The sequence below is a fragment of the Microcoleus sp. B4-D4 genome (assembly GCF_036705185.1).
Taxonomy (GTDB): domain Bacteria; phylum Cyanobacteriota; class Cyanobacteriia; order Cyanobacteriales; family Microcoleaceae; genus Microcoleus.
Genome location: NZ_JAUBTX010000009.1, coordinates 1 through 14,629, shown reverse-complemented (window position 1 = coordinate 14,629; position 14,629 = coordinate 1). Strand labels below are relative to the sequence as shown.

Genomic DNA, 14,629 nt, shown 5'->3' with positions numbered 1-14,629 from the left:
ACTGTTGACTGCTGACTGTTGGCTGTTGACTGTTGTTTAATTCTTAGCGCGGTCTAACAGAGCTAGCCAGAGCCGTCTGTGACCGCCGGGACTGCTGTAAAATAGCAAATCTATCAGGAGTTTGAGGGCTAGGTTGGTTAGTTCTTTTGCCGATAGGTTTTCTGCATCTTCCATGCGATCGGCATAGGTGTTGCTGAACCTGTCTATATAATCTCCTAGCAAAGCGACTGTATGAGGTTCGCGGTTTTGCTCTGCCATTTGTTCGAGCAAAGCCACAGCGCGTCGGATTAAAGCTTGGTGCTGTTTTGCTAAATGACAGCCGATCAAAACGAGCGATCGAGCTTCTTCCACATCTAGTTTTTTGCGCCCTCCCTGACCTTTCCGCAGCGGGTTAGATTGGCGCAGCCGCCACAATGCCACGCGATCGGCTACCATTGGCTCTAAATTCAGTTCGGCTGCTACTTTGAGCATCGCGTCTGAACCAATTTGTGCGAGTGCTTCTAGGGCTAACAGCACTAAATCCAGTTGGGCTTTAATGTTGTCCAACTGGGTAGGTTCTGGTGCTTTTTGGGTCAATTCTTCCCAGTTGGGAGATGAACCTGTTTGGTTTGTGGGAGCGGAGGGCTTTACGGTGGAGCGCATGGCTTGGGCACGGGAAATAAGACTGGTTGAGGCTGAATATCCTAACAGTATGCGGTGTTGACGGATTTGCGGCCGCCGGACAACGGCATAATCTGTTAGTTTTTCTCCATAGCTCGTTGGTTTGATTCCGGCAATCCTAACTGCAGGACGGATTTGCTAGTCGAAAGTTGCGGTTGCAAGTTCGATCGAGCGCAACCCCAAAAACCCATAAATTTTCACCCCCAACCATCCTAGGCCGCAAAGTGACCGAAATCAATGTAAATAAGCGATCGTCACGCCTCCACCTCCTTCTTTTTGACTAGCGAGCTCGAAGCGGGAAACCTGCGGGTGAGTAGCGAGGAATTCGTGCACCCCGCGCCGTAACTGTCCCGTACCTTTACCGTGAATTATCCACAAAACTCCGTATTCCACGGCCTTGGAAAGTGCTCTGTCGATGTCGATTTCCGCGTCTGAGACTCTCGCACCCCGGAGGTCGATCGAATTATTAGCAGTGCGAATAGCAATTTCGGGATTGGGTTTTGCAGGTTCCGCCGCTGCTTGCTTGGCTTTAGCCGTAGCGATTGCTTGGGCTTGGGCTGCTACCTTGGCTAATTGAGCTTTAGTTTCCGGTTTTTGACCGTCGAGGGATTCAATTTCTCCCAGTTTCACAGTCATTTTCATAATCCCAAACCGGACGCTCAATTCTTCGTTAGCATCGGGGCCGCTGAGGACTTCGGCGGTTTGGCCGAGGCTGGGTATGCGGATGCGATCGCCCGCTTTTGGCATAAAACCCGGTTTTGGTTTCGCCGGTTGTTGCCGAGATGGCAGATGTTTTTGGGAAATTTGATTTAAGGTATCTGTCGCCAATTGGGCATTTTGAGCCGTTTTATCGCCCGATTGCAAGCGCCGGATGATTTGAGCAATTTCTGATTTTGCCGTGCCTATTGCCTCGTTTACTGCCACTTCCTGAGCAATTTTTAAGTCTCGCTCCCGCTCTTGCAAAGCTGCTGCTTTTTGAGAAACTTCTTTGTGCAGTTTTTCGGTTTGGTGCAGCAGTTGAGTTGCTTCTCTGGCCTTGGTTTCCTGTTTGCGGCGCTGTGCTTCGAGTCCCGCAATCACTTGATTGACATCGGCAGAAGCTCCGCCGACATAGGTTTGAGCTTCATCGACTATGGATGCTAGCAAACCGAGTCTTTTGGCAATGGTGAGGGCGTTTGAACGTCCGGGAATTCCCCACAGCAAGCGATAGGTTGGCTGCATGGAATTGTCGTCAAATTCTACTGAGGCATTTTCAAAGCGGGAGTCTTGATATTTGAGGGCTTTGAGTTCGCCAAAGTGGGTGGTTGCAACTGTTAATAGGGAATGTTGGGCGAGATATTGCAATAGGGCGATCGCCAATGCACTGCCTTCTGAGGGGTCTGTCCCCGCTCCTACTTCGTCTAGCAAAACTAAAGATTTGGGAATTGGGAATTGGGAATTGGGAATTGGGAATTGGGAATTGGGAATTGGGAATTGGGCATCTTGCCCTGAGCGAAGTCGAAGGGTGGGCATCGGGAATTGGGCATCGGGCATTGGGAATTGGGAATTTTCTTCTCCTTCTTCTTCTCCTGCACTTTCCCCCTGCGATTTATTAGTCAAAACTTCTAAAATGCGGCTGATGCGGCGGATGTGGCCGGAGAAAGTAGACAAACTTTGCTGCAAGGATTGTTCGTCACCTATATCGGCAAGAATGTTGTCGAACCAAGGCAATTCTACGGGTTCGCGGGCGGCGACAAACATTCCGGCTTTTGCCATTAAAGCTGCTAATCCCAAGGTTTTGAGGGTGACTGTTTTGCCGCCGGTGTTGGGGCCGGTGATGGCGACGACGCGGATTTGGGGCCCGATGGTTAAATCGACTGGGACGACTGGAAAGCCTTGTTCGTATTGTTGCTGCCAAACTAATAAAGGATGGCGCAATTGGCGCAGGGTAATTTGCGATCGCAAATTGGGAATTAACGATCGACTATTTTCTGCTGTTTCTTCCTCTAAATTTTCCTCATCTAATTGGTCGGGATTTTTTGGTGTTAATTCTGGTTCTCCGAATTCGATAAATTTAGGAGGATTTGCCTGTAGCCAAAAACTGTAACGGGCTTTGGTGGCAGCTAAATCTAAAGTTGTCACTACCACCAACAATCTATCTAAATCTGGTTTTACTGCTGCGACTTGCTCGGTGAGGGCGCGGAGAACTGCTTCTTCTTCGGCTTGTTCTTGCCGGAGCAACTGCCGCATTTGGTTGTTGAGATTGACTGTGTTGTGGGGTTCTACATACAGTGTTGCGCCACTGGCTGAGGAGTCGTGAACGATGCCGGGGATGGCATCTTTTTGGGGAGCTTTGACGGGAATGACAAAGCGCGAGCTTCTTTGGGTAATTACTTGTTCTTGGACGGCGTTGGATTGTCGCTGCAAAATGCCTTGGAGTATTTGATAAATGCGATCGCGCAACTGTCGCATTTGAACTCGAATTCCTGCTAATTTAGGAGTGGCTCGATCGGCTACTCTAGCGCGATCGTCTATACACCGATGAATTTCTTGCTCGATTTCGGGATAAGTCCGCAATTGGGAAGCCAATTCTTTGAGTATCGGCACATCCGTTGCAGAGTCAACGATTCGGCGCAATTGCCTCGCCCCCGCGAGGGTGGTAGCAATTGCCAGCAATTCTTCGCCGCCGAGTAAACCTTGCAGTTCGGCTCGCTGCAGGGCACTGCCGATGTCTTGGATTCCTTCAAAACTCAAAGCACCGCCAGGACGGCTTTCTAACTGATAAGCTTCTTCAGTTTGCGCCTTGAGTTCGGCTGTCTGAGCTTGAGTTTCGGGGATTTGGAGGTCGAGGGCGGCGGCGACGCCGAGTTTGGTAGCCGCGAAGGTAGCCAAGTGCTGACACAGGCGCGGCCATTCTAATAGTTCTAGTGTTTCGGCTTGAATCAAAGTTGAGATGGTGTTGGTAATTGGCATTCCCAGGCGCTGACCGAGAAGGTGAATTTGACGGCAGTATTTTTTTATTTTAAAGTTTTTTATGGTTTCCGCGTGCAACTTAAGAAAGTATCTGCGATCGCCCTCGGTCGATTTTTCATTTTCGATTTACTCCACAGAGGAAGAGAGGTTGAACTAGGCTTTAAAATTTTGATCTTTCCACGGCGGTGGTCGCGATCGGCATCCGTTTTTAGTCTCGGCGCTCAATTATACCATTTTTCAAATTTTATGCTGCGTTATCTGGGAAATATTTATGTACGCTCCGCACCTTACTATCCTCTTTTAAATCCCGAACAGATTAAAGCAAAACTCGTATTTGTAGCGGCACTTTATCAAGTTGGTATAACATCGCGCAGCTATCGGGGTGAATCGCCACATACAATCTAGATGCAGGACAGCTTAGGGTGTTAGGGAGAAAACAAACACTCGAATTCAATTGATTGTGCGCTCTGGATATGGCTTTTTTGACTGTAACAATTTTTGAGAGCGCTGATTTGCTTGGTTTTGAGAGCGGCAAAATCGATCGCGCGGTTAAGCACAAGAGAGGCAATGCGGGTTGAAAAATGTGGGCAATCACAAGGTTGATAGCGAAAGAGTCAACACTCAACACTCAACAGTCAATCTTTCTCAGTAATTCTTTACAAACAGCCTTTGGATATCAAGGCAAAATAGATGTGAACTGTTTAAACTTTAAATAATGAGTAGAACCTTAATTCCTGTGATTCTAGCCGGCGGTAAAGGCGAACGTTTTTGGCCGCTGAGTCGCAAACAGCGGCCCAAGCAGTTTTTGAGTCTCGACGGTAGCGGTAAGAGTTTGCTGCAGACTACTGCGGAAAGACTTTTGGAATTAGGTAACGGTTGGGAGGATTTGTGGGTGGTAACGTCGGAAATGTTGGCCGACGGGGTGCGGGAACAGTTGCCGCTTTTACCTCAAGAGAATTTGCTGGCGGAACCCCAGGGCCGGGATACTGCGCCGGCGGTGGCTTGGACTGCTATAGAAACTGCGAAGCGTTACGGTGAGGATGCGGTTGTTGGTTTTTTCCCGGCGGATCACTGGATTGGGGAACCGCAGGAGTTTGTCAAGACTTTGGAGGCGGCGGCGGATTTGGCGAGAAATCAGGATGCGATCGCCACTTTGGGTGTCAAACCGAGTTATGCTTCTACTGGCTACGGCTACATCGAACAAGGCGAGGAAATTGGCAGTTTTGGCGGTTTTCCGGCGTACCGGGTGGCGAGATTTACGGAAAAGCCCGATCGCGCAACTGCTGAAGAATTTGTCGCCAGCGGCAAGTTTAGTTGGAACGGCGGAATTTTTGTATTTCGAGTCGGTACAGTCTTGACAGAATTGCGAAATCATGTACCGGAAATGATGGCAGCTTTGGAAACGAAAGGTGCCGCTGCTTACTCGGAATTACCGAAAATTAGCATTGATTACGCGCTGATGGAGAAGACGCAAAAAGCCTGTGTTTTGCCCGTAGGCTTTAGTTGGGACGATTTGGGTGATTGGAATGCGATCGGGCGTTTGCTGCAAGGAGACAAGCCAAATGTCGAGTTAGCCAAACACGTCGGAATTGATACCAAGGAAAGCATTTTCTATGCAGCGGATGACAATGAAGTGATTGTCACCATTGGTTTAGAAGATGTGGTAGTTGTCAGAGATGGGAATGTGACTTTGATTGTAAAAAAGGACAGGACGCAGGAGATTAAACAGGTGATTAAAGTGTTGGGAGAAGATGATAAATTGAAAGATTTGTTGTAAAGGGCGGCACCGCAATAAAAAAACAGGTTCGTAGTCAGGAATTCAGTTTTTTCTTACTCAATAAAGCCAGAAAGACTAAAGTCTTTACTACGAACCTAGGAAATTTTAGTGACGCAACTCGCATCTGTCAACTATTTACATAATTTCTGCTAAATCCAACACAAAACCAGGCAGTACATCTTCCCCCGACACAGTAGCAGGATTTTGGAGAATTTCCACATCTTGACCGGGGCGATAAATTTCTACCCGCCGATTTTGCCTGTCAATTAACCAACCCAATCTCGCACCGTTATCTATATATTCTTGCATTTTCTCTTGCAGCTTTTTCAACGAATCAGTCTTCGAGCGCAACTCGACCACAAAATCTGGACACAAAGGAGCAAAACTGTCTTTTTGTTCCGGTGTTAAAGCATCCCAGCGTTCTTTTTTGACCCAAGAGGCATCAGGAGAGCGATCGGCCCCATTGGGAAGTTTAAAGCCTCCAGAAGAGTCGAAGGCAACTCCTAAATTATTTTGCCTGCTCCAGGCTCGAAGTTGATAGGATAAATCGATATTGCGCTTGCTAGTTTCACTGCCTGTCGGTGGCATAATAATTAATTCCCCTGATGCTGTACGTTCAAATTGATAATCGCGGTTGTGCTGACAAAGCTCAAAAAATTGTTCGTCAGTTAAATTGATGGATAATTCGATCGAGGTTGCAGGAGATTGGATGGCAATCATGTTTTTTATAGATGTGAAACACATTGACAATTTGGCTGGTAATAACTTACTTATTCAAGTTTTTGACACAACTTTTAAACTCAATAAATTTAATCATAAAAATATCATGTCTGCTTTAACTGTATATTAACATGAGGATTAATGCTACGGCCAAAAACCGATCGCCCTCCCCCACACCCCAAAGTAGGCGCAGCGCAGCTATCCCTCTTCAGAAATTGCGCCCCCGAACCGCTATTCCCGCCAATTTATTCCTCAAGACAATGGTCAGCTTGGTTAACAGCGCTATCCTAGTAGTTATATTGCTACCAAAGTCGATCGACCAGGAGGCCCCTTGTTCAGCCTAGTTCAAAACACTTCTCGCAAAGGAGAAATCCTAGAGGTCGTCTTCCGCAACGGTTGGGACTACATGAAAAGCCTCCTAACCGGCCGCAAAACCGACGCACCCAGTCTCCCAACTCCCGCTGTTCTCCGCAACATCCTGGTAGAATTAGGCCCAGTTTTTGTCAAATTGGGACAATTGCTGAGTACCCGTCCCGACCTTTTGCCGGCCGCCTACATCGAAACCCTCTCCACCCTACAAGCGGAAGTACCGCCCGTACCTTGGTCGGAAGTAGAATTTATCGTCCGCAAAGAACTCAAACAATCTCTCGAAGATACCTTCGCCAAATTTAACACTCAAGCCATCGCCGCAGGTTCGATCGCCCAAACCCACAAAGCTACCTTAAAAGACGGCCGCGAAGTCGCCCTGAAAGTTCAGCGCCCCGGTATCGATATTGTCATCGAACAAGACATCGCCGTACTCCGAGGTTTGGCCGAACTTGTGATGCTCACAGAATTCGGTCAACAATACGATATTGTCGCCCTAGCCGAAGAATTTGCGATCGCCCTGCGTGCAGAACTAGACTTCATTCAAGAAGCCAGCTACACCGACGAACTGCGCCGCAATTTATCTAAAAGTAAATGGTTCGACCCAAAACAAGTTGTTCTACCAGAAATCAACTGGGAGTTGACCACCAAAAAACTCTTAGTAATGGAATGGCTGAACGGAGTACCGATTTTGTTAGGCGATTTGCAAGGAATTGGCCACAAAGGAGATATAAATGCCGAACGCGAAGAAATTACAACACTACTTTGTCGCGTTTTCTTCCAGCAGTTATACATCGACGGATTCTTTCACGCAGACCCGCATCCCGGCAATTTATTTTATCTCAAAGACGGTCGGATTGCCCTGCTAGACTGCGGCATGGTCGGCAGATTAGATCCGCGCACCCAGCAGAATTTGACAGAAATGTTGCTGGCAATTGTCGATTTAGACGCTCAGCGATGCGCTCAATTAACATTAGAAATGGCAGAATTTGCTCAGCCTAAAAGTTTAGCTATTCTCGAAAACGATTTGGCTCGAATGCTGCGAAAGTATTATAATGTTAGCTTGTCGCAAATGAACTTATCGGAAATATTTTATGAAGTGCTGGAAATTACCAGAAACAATAAAATTAGGCTGCCAAGTAATCTCGGTTTGTACGCAAAAACTCTAGCTAATTTGGAAGGGTTGGCACGTTCTTTTAATCCAAGATTCAATATTGTAGAGCAGGTAAAACCGCTGATGACCGATATGTTTCGGCGTCAGTTATTGGGAGATGACCCGGTGCAAGCTCTGCTGAGAACTGCCCTGGATCTGAAAAGCTTGTCTTTGCAATCTCCGCGACAGGTGGAAGTGCTTTTAGAGCGGGTGACTTCGGAAACTTTGAAGTGGAACTTGAGCATAAAAGAACTCGATCCGTTGCGCCGAACTTTGGGTGATTCTGCGAACCGACTTTCTTTTAGTATTGTCGTGGGTTCGCTGATTGTAGGGGCGGCAATTATTTCTTCTAACGCGCAAACTGCTCAATTATCTTTTCTGAGCAATGGTTTGTTTGGGGCGGCTAGTTTTTTGGGCTTTTGGTTAATTATTAGCATTTTGCGTTCTGGTCGTTTGCGGAGTTGATTGTTAAGGGGAGATGGGGGGAATTAGGAGATATAGCAATTTTTTCGGGAGACGCGAGTAGTCCCTCCCAACTTCCGAACTAAGGACTGAAGTCCTTACTACAAACCTATTTAGCATAAAAGTCAAGTCAGGGATTATGGAGAAATGAGCGAGATTAACCAAGTATTGGGAAAGGACAAATTACCGGAATTGGGGTTAGTCTGCATTACAACATCCGATGCTGTTCGCTTTCGCACTGTCACGCGGAAGCGACTTTTACAGCTTGCCGAAAGTGAACAAGAAAAAGTGTTGCGCGAGCTTTATGCAGATAACTTAAAACGGCTTGACAAAGCGATTGATTTCTGCTGTGCAAATAACATTAAATTGTATCGCATGACTTCTGCACTTTTCCCTTTTGCAGATACAGATTTGGGGGAAGCAGTGCTGCACTCAATGGCTGAGGAATTGCGGAATACGGGCGATCGCGCAATTTCCCTCAATATCCGTTTGGTACTCCACCCGGATCAATTTGTTGTCCTCAGTTCCGACAAGCCTGATGTCGTTGCAAACAGCATTAAAATTCTGGCAACTCATGCTTTAATCTTAGATATGTTGCAACAACCCCGATCGCCCTACGCACTGATGAACATTCACGGCGGTAAGGGCGATCGCACTTCGCAACTCACATCAGTCATCCGCGACTTACCCGAATCTATTCGATCGCGCTTAACCTTTGAAAATGATGAATACGCCTACAGTTCCTCAGAACTTTTAGAAGTTTGTCTCGATACCGCAGTCCCGATGGTTTTTGACGCGCACCACCACGTCATTCACGAACATTTAGCAAGTTACGACGATCCCAGCGTTGCCGAAATGCTCGCAGCCGCCCGCACTACTTGGTCAGTTCCTGAATTACAATTAGTCCACATATCCAACGGAAAAGAATTTTTTGCAGATCCGCGCCACAGCGATTTAATTACAGAAATGCCAGAGTGTTATTATCAAGCTCCTTGGATTGAAGTAGAAGCTAAATTCAAAGAATTAGCTATTGAAAAGTTGCGCGCTGAATGGCTGGGGGCGAAGATTCCAGAATGCAGCAAAATCGCGTAGCGACTCGGAGAAACTGACATTTCTATCGGGTTTAAACCCAGCAAAAATCGAAAAAACCGCGTTAATACCAAATATAAATTATGTGCGGACGATTCACTTTAAATACTTCAGCTCAAATCATCGGCGAATTCTTCAAACTGTCCGAAGTTCCCGACATCAAACCGCGATACAATATCGCCCCAACTCAATCAATTGCGACTGTCACAGTTGAACCAGAACAAATGCAGCGACAGCTTCAATTTATGCGCTGGGGCTTGATTCCAAGTTGGGCAAAAGACATGAAAATCGGCAGTAAAATGATTAACGCGCGATCGGAAACTGTAGCCGAAAAACCTGCTTTTCGCAGCGCCATCAAGCACCGGCGATGTTTGATAGTCGCTGATGGTTTCTACGAATGGCTGCCACAGGGAAAACACAAACAGCCTTACTATTTTCAAATGGCGGAGGGCGAACCTTTTGCTTTTGCCGGTTTGTGGGAAAATTGGGAATCTCCAGAAGGAGAAAAGATTGTATCTTGTACTATAATTACTACCGCTGCTAACGAAACTGTGCAGCCGGTGCACGATCGAATGCCAGTGATTCTCCCCGACAGCGATTGGGAACAGTGGCTAGATCCTTCTGTTAAAAATGCTCAGGAAGTTTTGCCCCTGTTAAAGCCCTATGCTTCCGAAGCCATGAAAGCAAAGGCGGTAAGTGCGATCGTCAACAGTCCAAGTAGAGACAGTCCCGAATGTATTAGCGATCGGCAATAAATAATTGCAGCGGACAAAACCGAGATAGTTTGAGTTATGATCTCAAATGATGTTTGAGCTGTACCTTGGGTTTTCTAAGGATCAGTTTAACTCAGTTGTTATTTGCTCAAACATTTTTTTATCTTAACATCAGTTAGAAGACAAAAAATATGATCGGATACGTTACGCTCGGTACCAACGATATTGAAACTGCAGCAAAGTTTTATGATGCTTTGCTTGCTGAAATTGGCGCTCGACGATTTATGGAATTCGACGGATTTATCGCATGGAGCGTTTCTCCCGAGCTACCAGCACTTGCTATTACAAAACCATTTGATGGTAACAGAGCAACTGTTGGCAATGGAGTAATGATAGCTCTTCAAGTTGACAGTCCAGAAAAAGTCAACTTAGTTTATAACAAAGCGATCGAACTGGGGGCTAAGGATGAAGGAGCTGCGGGGCCAAGAGGCGTGTTGCCGGGGTTTTATGCGGGATATTTTCGCGATCTTGATGGGAACAAGCTGAACGTGTTTTGTATGATGGGGTCAAACACTTAAGATTTTTATTTTTCGTGAGGCTCTCAGGAAAAAAGCTATTTCCGATCGTTAGCTATTAGTTATCAATCCATAAATAAGAGTTGATAACTAATAACTAATAACTATAGCCATCCTAAATCATTTGTGCATTTCTTACTCTCTCCACTTGATAAGGGGAGGGTTGGGTGGGGTCAAAAATTTACGACTCCTGCAAGGATTGCTATAATAACTAAATTAACTGTCGTACATTCGCGCTTCGGCAGCTTCGGGATTTTCCTCGCAATACTCGTCAAAAGCCGTTTTGTCAAGCTTCATCGATCGCTGGTGAGAAGCCTCAGCCTGCATTTCCTCTACAATGTCCCATGCTACCGCGCACTCTCTAGAAGTAGCGCCTTTTTGGGAACAGACTGTTCTAGCATCCGCGATCGCCCTTTCGATTTCTTCCTCAAATAAAACACTTTTCGGCTTATCAACAAAATCGCTTTTTGTCAAGATATCTGTTACCGAAATAATGCCAAGCAGCTTATCCTTAATCACCGGAGCTCGGCGGATGCGAGTATTGGCGAACAACCTCGCCACGTATTCTACACCCAAGTCTGGATTCACCGTAATGCACGGTTTGGTCATAATCTCAAAAACGCGGACTTTTTGCGGGTCTACTCCGTAGGCTGTTACTTTGTAAACAATATCGGTTTCCGTAACAATACCGTAGGAGTCTTGTTCGTGGCGGCGTTCCACAATTAGCGCGCGCAGGCAAAGTTCGTTCATCGTTGCCACTGCTTCAGCTACCGTGGCCGAACCCCGAATGGTAACAACTTCTGTTGTCATAATATCTTGGGCTTTCATCATCATTTTTAATTGCTCCCCGGTTATAAAGTCTAGTTAGTCCCGATTTTAGGTCGAAAATTTGATTTCCTATCACCATCATAAAACTTCAAGACTGAGGCAACTGTTACGATAAATCAAGGATGGCGAAGAAAGAAGGAAGTTCGGCAACGGATTGTGTAACGGATGTAACGGATGAATGTTAAAGGAAGAAGGATGATGTTGAGGCTTGAGGGAAGAAGGAAAATTGTCCCCACTCTCCCCATCTCCCACTCTCCCCATCTCCCACTCTCCCCATCTCCCACTCTCCCACTCTCCCCATTTCCCCATCTCCCCATCTCCCCATCTCCCACTCTCCCACTCTCCCCATTTCCCCATCTCCCCATCTCCCCATCTCCCCCATCTCCCCTCCGGGTCTGAAAGAAGCAAAAGTTAACACAAACAAAGCAAGTGCTTACGCTCGCAGAGATCCCCGCCTCTGATAAACTTGATGGCTGGGAGTGCAAAAGAGCACAGGCAAGCATCAGAAGTTGGGAGAATAAAGTTTGTGGACAATGTAATCGGTTTAGAGATTATCGAAGTAGTCGAGCAGGCAGCCATCGCTTCCGCTCGCTTGATGGGCAAAGGCGAAAAAGATGAAGCCGACAGAGTGGCTGTAGAAGCCATGCGCGAGCGCATGAACAAAATTCATATGCGCGGCCGCATCGTGATCGGTGAAGGGGAACGCGACGACGCACCCATGCTTTACATTGGCGAACAAGTAGGTATTTGTACTCGCGAAGATGCTAAAGATGTCTGCAACATTGATGAATTGATCGAAATTGACATCGCTGTTGACCCCTGCGAAGGAACTAACCTAGTTGCTTACGGTCAAAACGGTTCGATGGCAGTTTTGGCAATCTCTGAAAAAGGTGGTTTGTTTGCTGCACCGGATTTCTACATGAATAAATTGGCTGCTCCTGCGGCTGCTAAGAATCATGTAGATATTCGCAAAACGCCAACCGAAAATCTCAAAATTATCTCTGATTGCCTCGGCCGCAGTATTGAAGATTTGGTGGTGGTGGTGATGGATCGCCCCCGGCACAAAGATTTAATTAATGAAATTCGGCAAGCGGGTTCAAGAGTTCGACTGATCAGCGACGGCGACGTTTCGGCAGCGATTTCTTGCGCGTTTTCTGGTTCCAACATCCACGCGCTGATGGGTATTGGCGCAGCACCCGAAGGTGTGATTTCTGCAGCAGCAATGCGCTGCTTGGGCGGTCACTTCCAAGGGCAGTTAATTTACGATCCGGCTGTTGTCAAAACTGGTTTGATCGGTGAAAGCAAAGAGAGCAATCTCGCCCGCCTTAAAGACATGGGCATCACAGATCCAGACAAGATTTACAATGCTGAAGAGTTGGCATCTGGAGAAACTGTTCTGTTTGCAGCTTGCGGAATTACTCCCGGAACGCTGATGGATGGAGTTCGCTTCTTTGGCGGCGGCGCTCGCACTGAAAGTTTGGTAATTTCTTCTCAGTCGAAAACTGCTCGGTTTGTGGATACTATCCATATGTTTGACCAGCCGAAATCTCTGCAATTGAAGTAGTCATTAGTTAAAGGTTAAGAGTTAACAGTTAATTTTGAAATGTTAATTTTTCACCGCTAACCGTTGACAGTCACCGGTGATTATAAATTAGCGATAAACTAAGAATTAATCACAGGTGACTGTTGATAACTAAGAAATAAATAGTGACAAATCACAGATATGAATATTGCCGTCATAGGTCTCAGCCACAAAACAGCCCCGGTTGAAGTTCGCGAAAAACTGAGCATTCCAGAACAGAAGATTGAAGCGGCGATCGCCCAATTGCGCGGCTACCCCCACATTCAAGAAGTTGCCATCCTCAGCACTTGCAACCGCTTAGAAATTTATATTGTTACCAGCGAGTCTGAGCCTGGTGTGCGAGAGGTGATTCAGTTTCTTTCCGAATGCAGCAAAGTTCCCTTGCTGTCTTTGCGCCCTCACCTGTTTATTTTGCTGCACGAAGATGCGGTGATGCACTTGATGCGAGTTGCTTCGGGCCTCGATAGTTTGGTGCTGGGAGAAGGACAAATTTTGGCTCAGGTGAAACAAACTCACAAACTCGCCCAGCAGTACAAAGGTGTGGGCAGAATTTTAGAGCGTTTGTTCAAGCAAGCTCTCACAGCAGGGAAGCGAGTTCGCACCGAAACTAGCATCGGTACGGGTGCGGTGTCGATCAGTTCGGCGGCAGCAGAATTGGCTCAATTGAAAGGTCAGCATTTAGCTAGCAGCCGCATTGCGATTATCGGTGCTGGTAAAATGTCGCGGCTTTTGGTGCAGCATTTGCTCTCGAAAGGGGCTAGCCATATTGCGATCGTCAATCGATCCGTGCGGGGCGGCCAGGAGTTAGCAAATAACTTTAAAGATGCCCAATTGCACTTGTATCTGCTGTCGGAAATGATGCAGGTAATTGCAGATTCTGATTTGGTTTTTACCTGTACGGCTGCTACAGATCCGCTGTTAAATAAAGCTAAATTAGAAGCTGTTTTAATCGTGAACCGCCCTTTGATGTTGGTGGACATTTCAGTGCCGCGCAACGTTGATTCGGACGCGAAGGAAATCGCTCATGTCAAGTCGTTTAATGTGGACGATTTGAAAGCAGTGGTAGCTCAAAATCACGAAAGCCGCCGCAAAATGGCAATGGAAGCTCAGGGTTTGCTGGAACAGGAAGTAGAGGCTTTTGATGTCTGGTGGCGCAGTCTGGAAACTGTTCCTACTATTAGCTGTTTGCGGGATAAGATAGAATTGATTCGGGAACAAGAGTTAGAAAAAGCTTTGTCGCGTCTGGGCTCTGAATTTTCGGAGAAACATCAAGATGTGATTGAATCTTTAACAAGGGGGATTGTGAATAAAATTTTGCACGATCCGATGGTACAGTTGCGCGCTCAGCAAGATATTGAGGCACGCAGGCAAGCGATGCAGACTTTGCAAACGCTGTTTAATTTGGATGTGGATGTCAATCAGCAGTACAGCTAGTTGACAGTTGACAGTTGATAGTTGACAGTTGGCAGTTGGCAGTTGGCAGTTGGCAGTTGGCAGTTGGCAGTTGGCAGTTGACAGTTGTCATTAGTCATTGATGATGTTTTGCATCAGCTTTTAATGTAATTAGGACTTACCCATTTGGTCACCAACGGGGTTTCTTAACTCGAATTTAGGGACTTGTTACCAGGCAGAGCCTGGTAACGCAGATTAGGAGGCTCTGCCTCCATTTTTGGATGAGGCAGAGCCTAGGCTGTGTACTTTGTTCGTTTTTATGGTAAAGTATTTCATACAATAATAGTGTAAAAAAAGAGT

The 14,629-nt window shown here is 46.6% G+C and carries 13 protein-coding genes; 8 read left to right on the top strand and 5 right to left on the bottom strand.

Annotated features, from left to right (window positions below):
- Positions 1-36: 36 nt before the first annotated feature.
- On the bottom strand, positions 37-642 hold the full coding sequence (locus QUB13_RS10275; protein WP_333380398.1) for a DUF3038 domain-containing protein: 606 nt from the start codon (positions 640-642) through the stop codon (positions 37-39).
- Between the two features lie 252 nt (positions 643-894).
- Positions 895-3,585 carry an endonuclease MutS2 gene (locus tag QUB13_RS10270; protein ID WP_333380528.1) on the bottom strand — a complete coding sequence of 897 codons (2,691 nt, stop codon included), beginning with the start codon at positions 3,583-3,585 and terminating at the stop codon, positions 895-897.
- Positions 3,586-3,639: 54 nt separating this feature from the next.
- Here QUB13_RS10270 and QUB13_RS10265 point away from each other — a divergent pair, with 54 nt between their 5' ends.
- Together QUB13_RS10265 and QUB13_RS10260 are read left to right on the top strand one after the other, a co-directional pair.
- Positions 3,640-4,017 carry a hypothetical protein gene (locus tag QUB13_RS10265; RefSeq protein WP_333380397.1) on the top strand — a complete coding sequence of 126 codons (378 nt, stop codon included), beginning with the start codon at positions 3,640-3,642 and terminating at the stop codon, positions 4,015-4,017.
- Positions 4,018-4,327: 310 nt separating this feature from the next.
- Complete coding sequence (locus QUB13_RS10260) at positions 4,328-5,389, top strand: mannose-1-phosphate guanylyltransferase (protein ID WP_333380396.1); 1,062 nt, start codon at positions 4,328-4,330, stop codon at positions 5,387-5,389.
- A gap of 135 nt (positions 5,390-5,524) precedes the next feature.
- Here QUB13_RS10260 and QUB13_RS10255 read toward each other — a convergent pair whose 3' ends face one another.
- Positions 5,525-6,109, bottom strand: a complete 585-nt coding sequence (locus tag QUB13_RS10255; protein WP_333380395.1) for a Uma2 family endonuclease — start codon at positions 6,107-6,109, stop codon at positions 5,525-5,527.
- Positions 6,110-6,440: 331 nt separating this feature from the next.
- Between QUB13_RS10255 and QUB13_RS10250 the strand changes: the two genes are divergently transcribed.
- The 4 genes from QUB13_RS10250 to QUB13_RS10235 all read left to right on the top strand — a co-directional run bounded on the left by QUB13_RS10250 (position 6,441) and on the right by QUB13_RS10235 (position 10,470).
- Positions 6,441-8,093 carry an ABC1 kinase family protein gene (locus QUB13_RS10250; protein ID WP_333380394.1) on the top strand — a complete coding sequence of 551 codons (1,653 nt, stop codon included), beginning with the start codon at positions 6,441-6,443 and terminating at the stop codon, positions 8,091-8,093.
- Positions 8,094-8,237: 144 nt separating this feature from the next.
- Positions 8,238-9,182 carry a UV DNA damage repair endonuclease UvsE gene (gene uvsE, locus QUB13_RS10245; protein WP_333380393.1) on the top strand — a complete coding sequence of 315 codons (945 nt, stop codon included), beginning with the start codon at positions 8,238-8,240 and terminating at the stop codon, positions 9,180-9,182.
- 80 nt (positions 9,183-9,262) lie between these two features.
- Positions 9,263-9,934, top strand: a complete 672-nt coding sequence (locus tag QUB13_RS10240; protein WP_333380392.1) for an SOS response-associated peptidase — start codon at positions 9,263-9,265, stop codon at positions 9,932-9,934.
- 149 nt (positions 9,935-10,083) lie between these two features.
- Positions 10,084-10,470: a VOC family protein gene (locus tag QUB13_RS10235; protein WP_333380391.1), complete on the top strand. Its 387-nt coding sequence runs from the start codon at positions 10,084-10,086 to the stop codon at positions 10,468-10,470.
- A 213-nt stretch (positions 10,471-10,683) separates the two neighbouring features.
- On the opposite strand, the gene QUB13_RS10230 is transcribed toward QUB13_RS10235, so the two are convergent.
- Positions 10,684-11,301 carry a CP12 domain-containing protein gene (locus QUB13_RS10230; protein WP_194012391.1) on the bottom strand — a complete coding sequence of 206 codons (618 nt, stop codon included), beginning with the start codon at positions 11,299-11,301 and terminating at the stop codon, positions 10,684-10,686.
- 175 nt (positions 11,302-11,476) lie between these two features.
- A complete protein-coding gene (locus QUB13_RS10225) occupies positions 11,477-11,668 on the bottom strand; it encodes a hypothetical protein (RefSeq protein WP_333380390.1) in 192 nt (63 codons plus the stop codon).
- A 153-nt stretch (positions 11,669-11,821) separates the two neighbouring features.
- Between QUB13_RS10225 and glpX the strand changes: the two genes are divergently transcribed.
- Together glpX and QUB13_RS10215 are read left to right on the top strand one after the other, a co-directional pair.
- Positions 11,822-12,859, top strand: a complete 1,038-nt coding sequence (gene glpX / locus QUB13_RS10220) for a class II fructose-bisphosphatase (RefSeq protein WP_333380389.1) — start codon at positions 11,822-11,824, stop codon at positions 12,857-12,859.
- A 159-nt stretch (positions 12,860-13,018) separates the two neighbouring features.
- The gene (locus tag QUB13_RS10215; RefSeq protein ID WP_333380388.1) at positions 13,019-14,311 is read left to right on the top strand and encodes a glutamyl-tRNA reductase; all 1,293 of its coding nucleotides are present in this window, start codon (positions 13,019-13,021) and stop codon (positions 14,309-14,311) included.
- Positions 14,312-14,629: the final 318 nt, after the last annotated feature.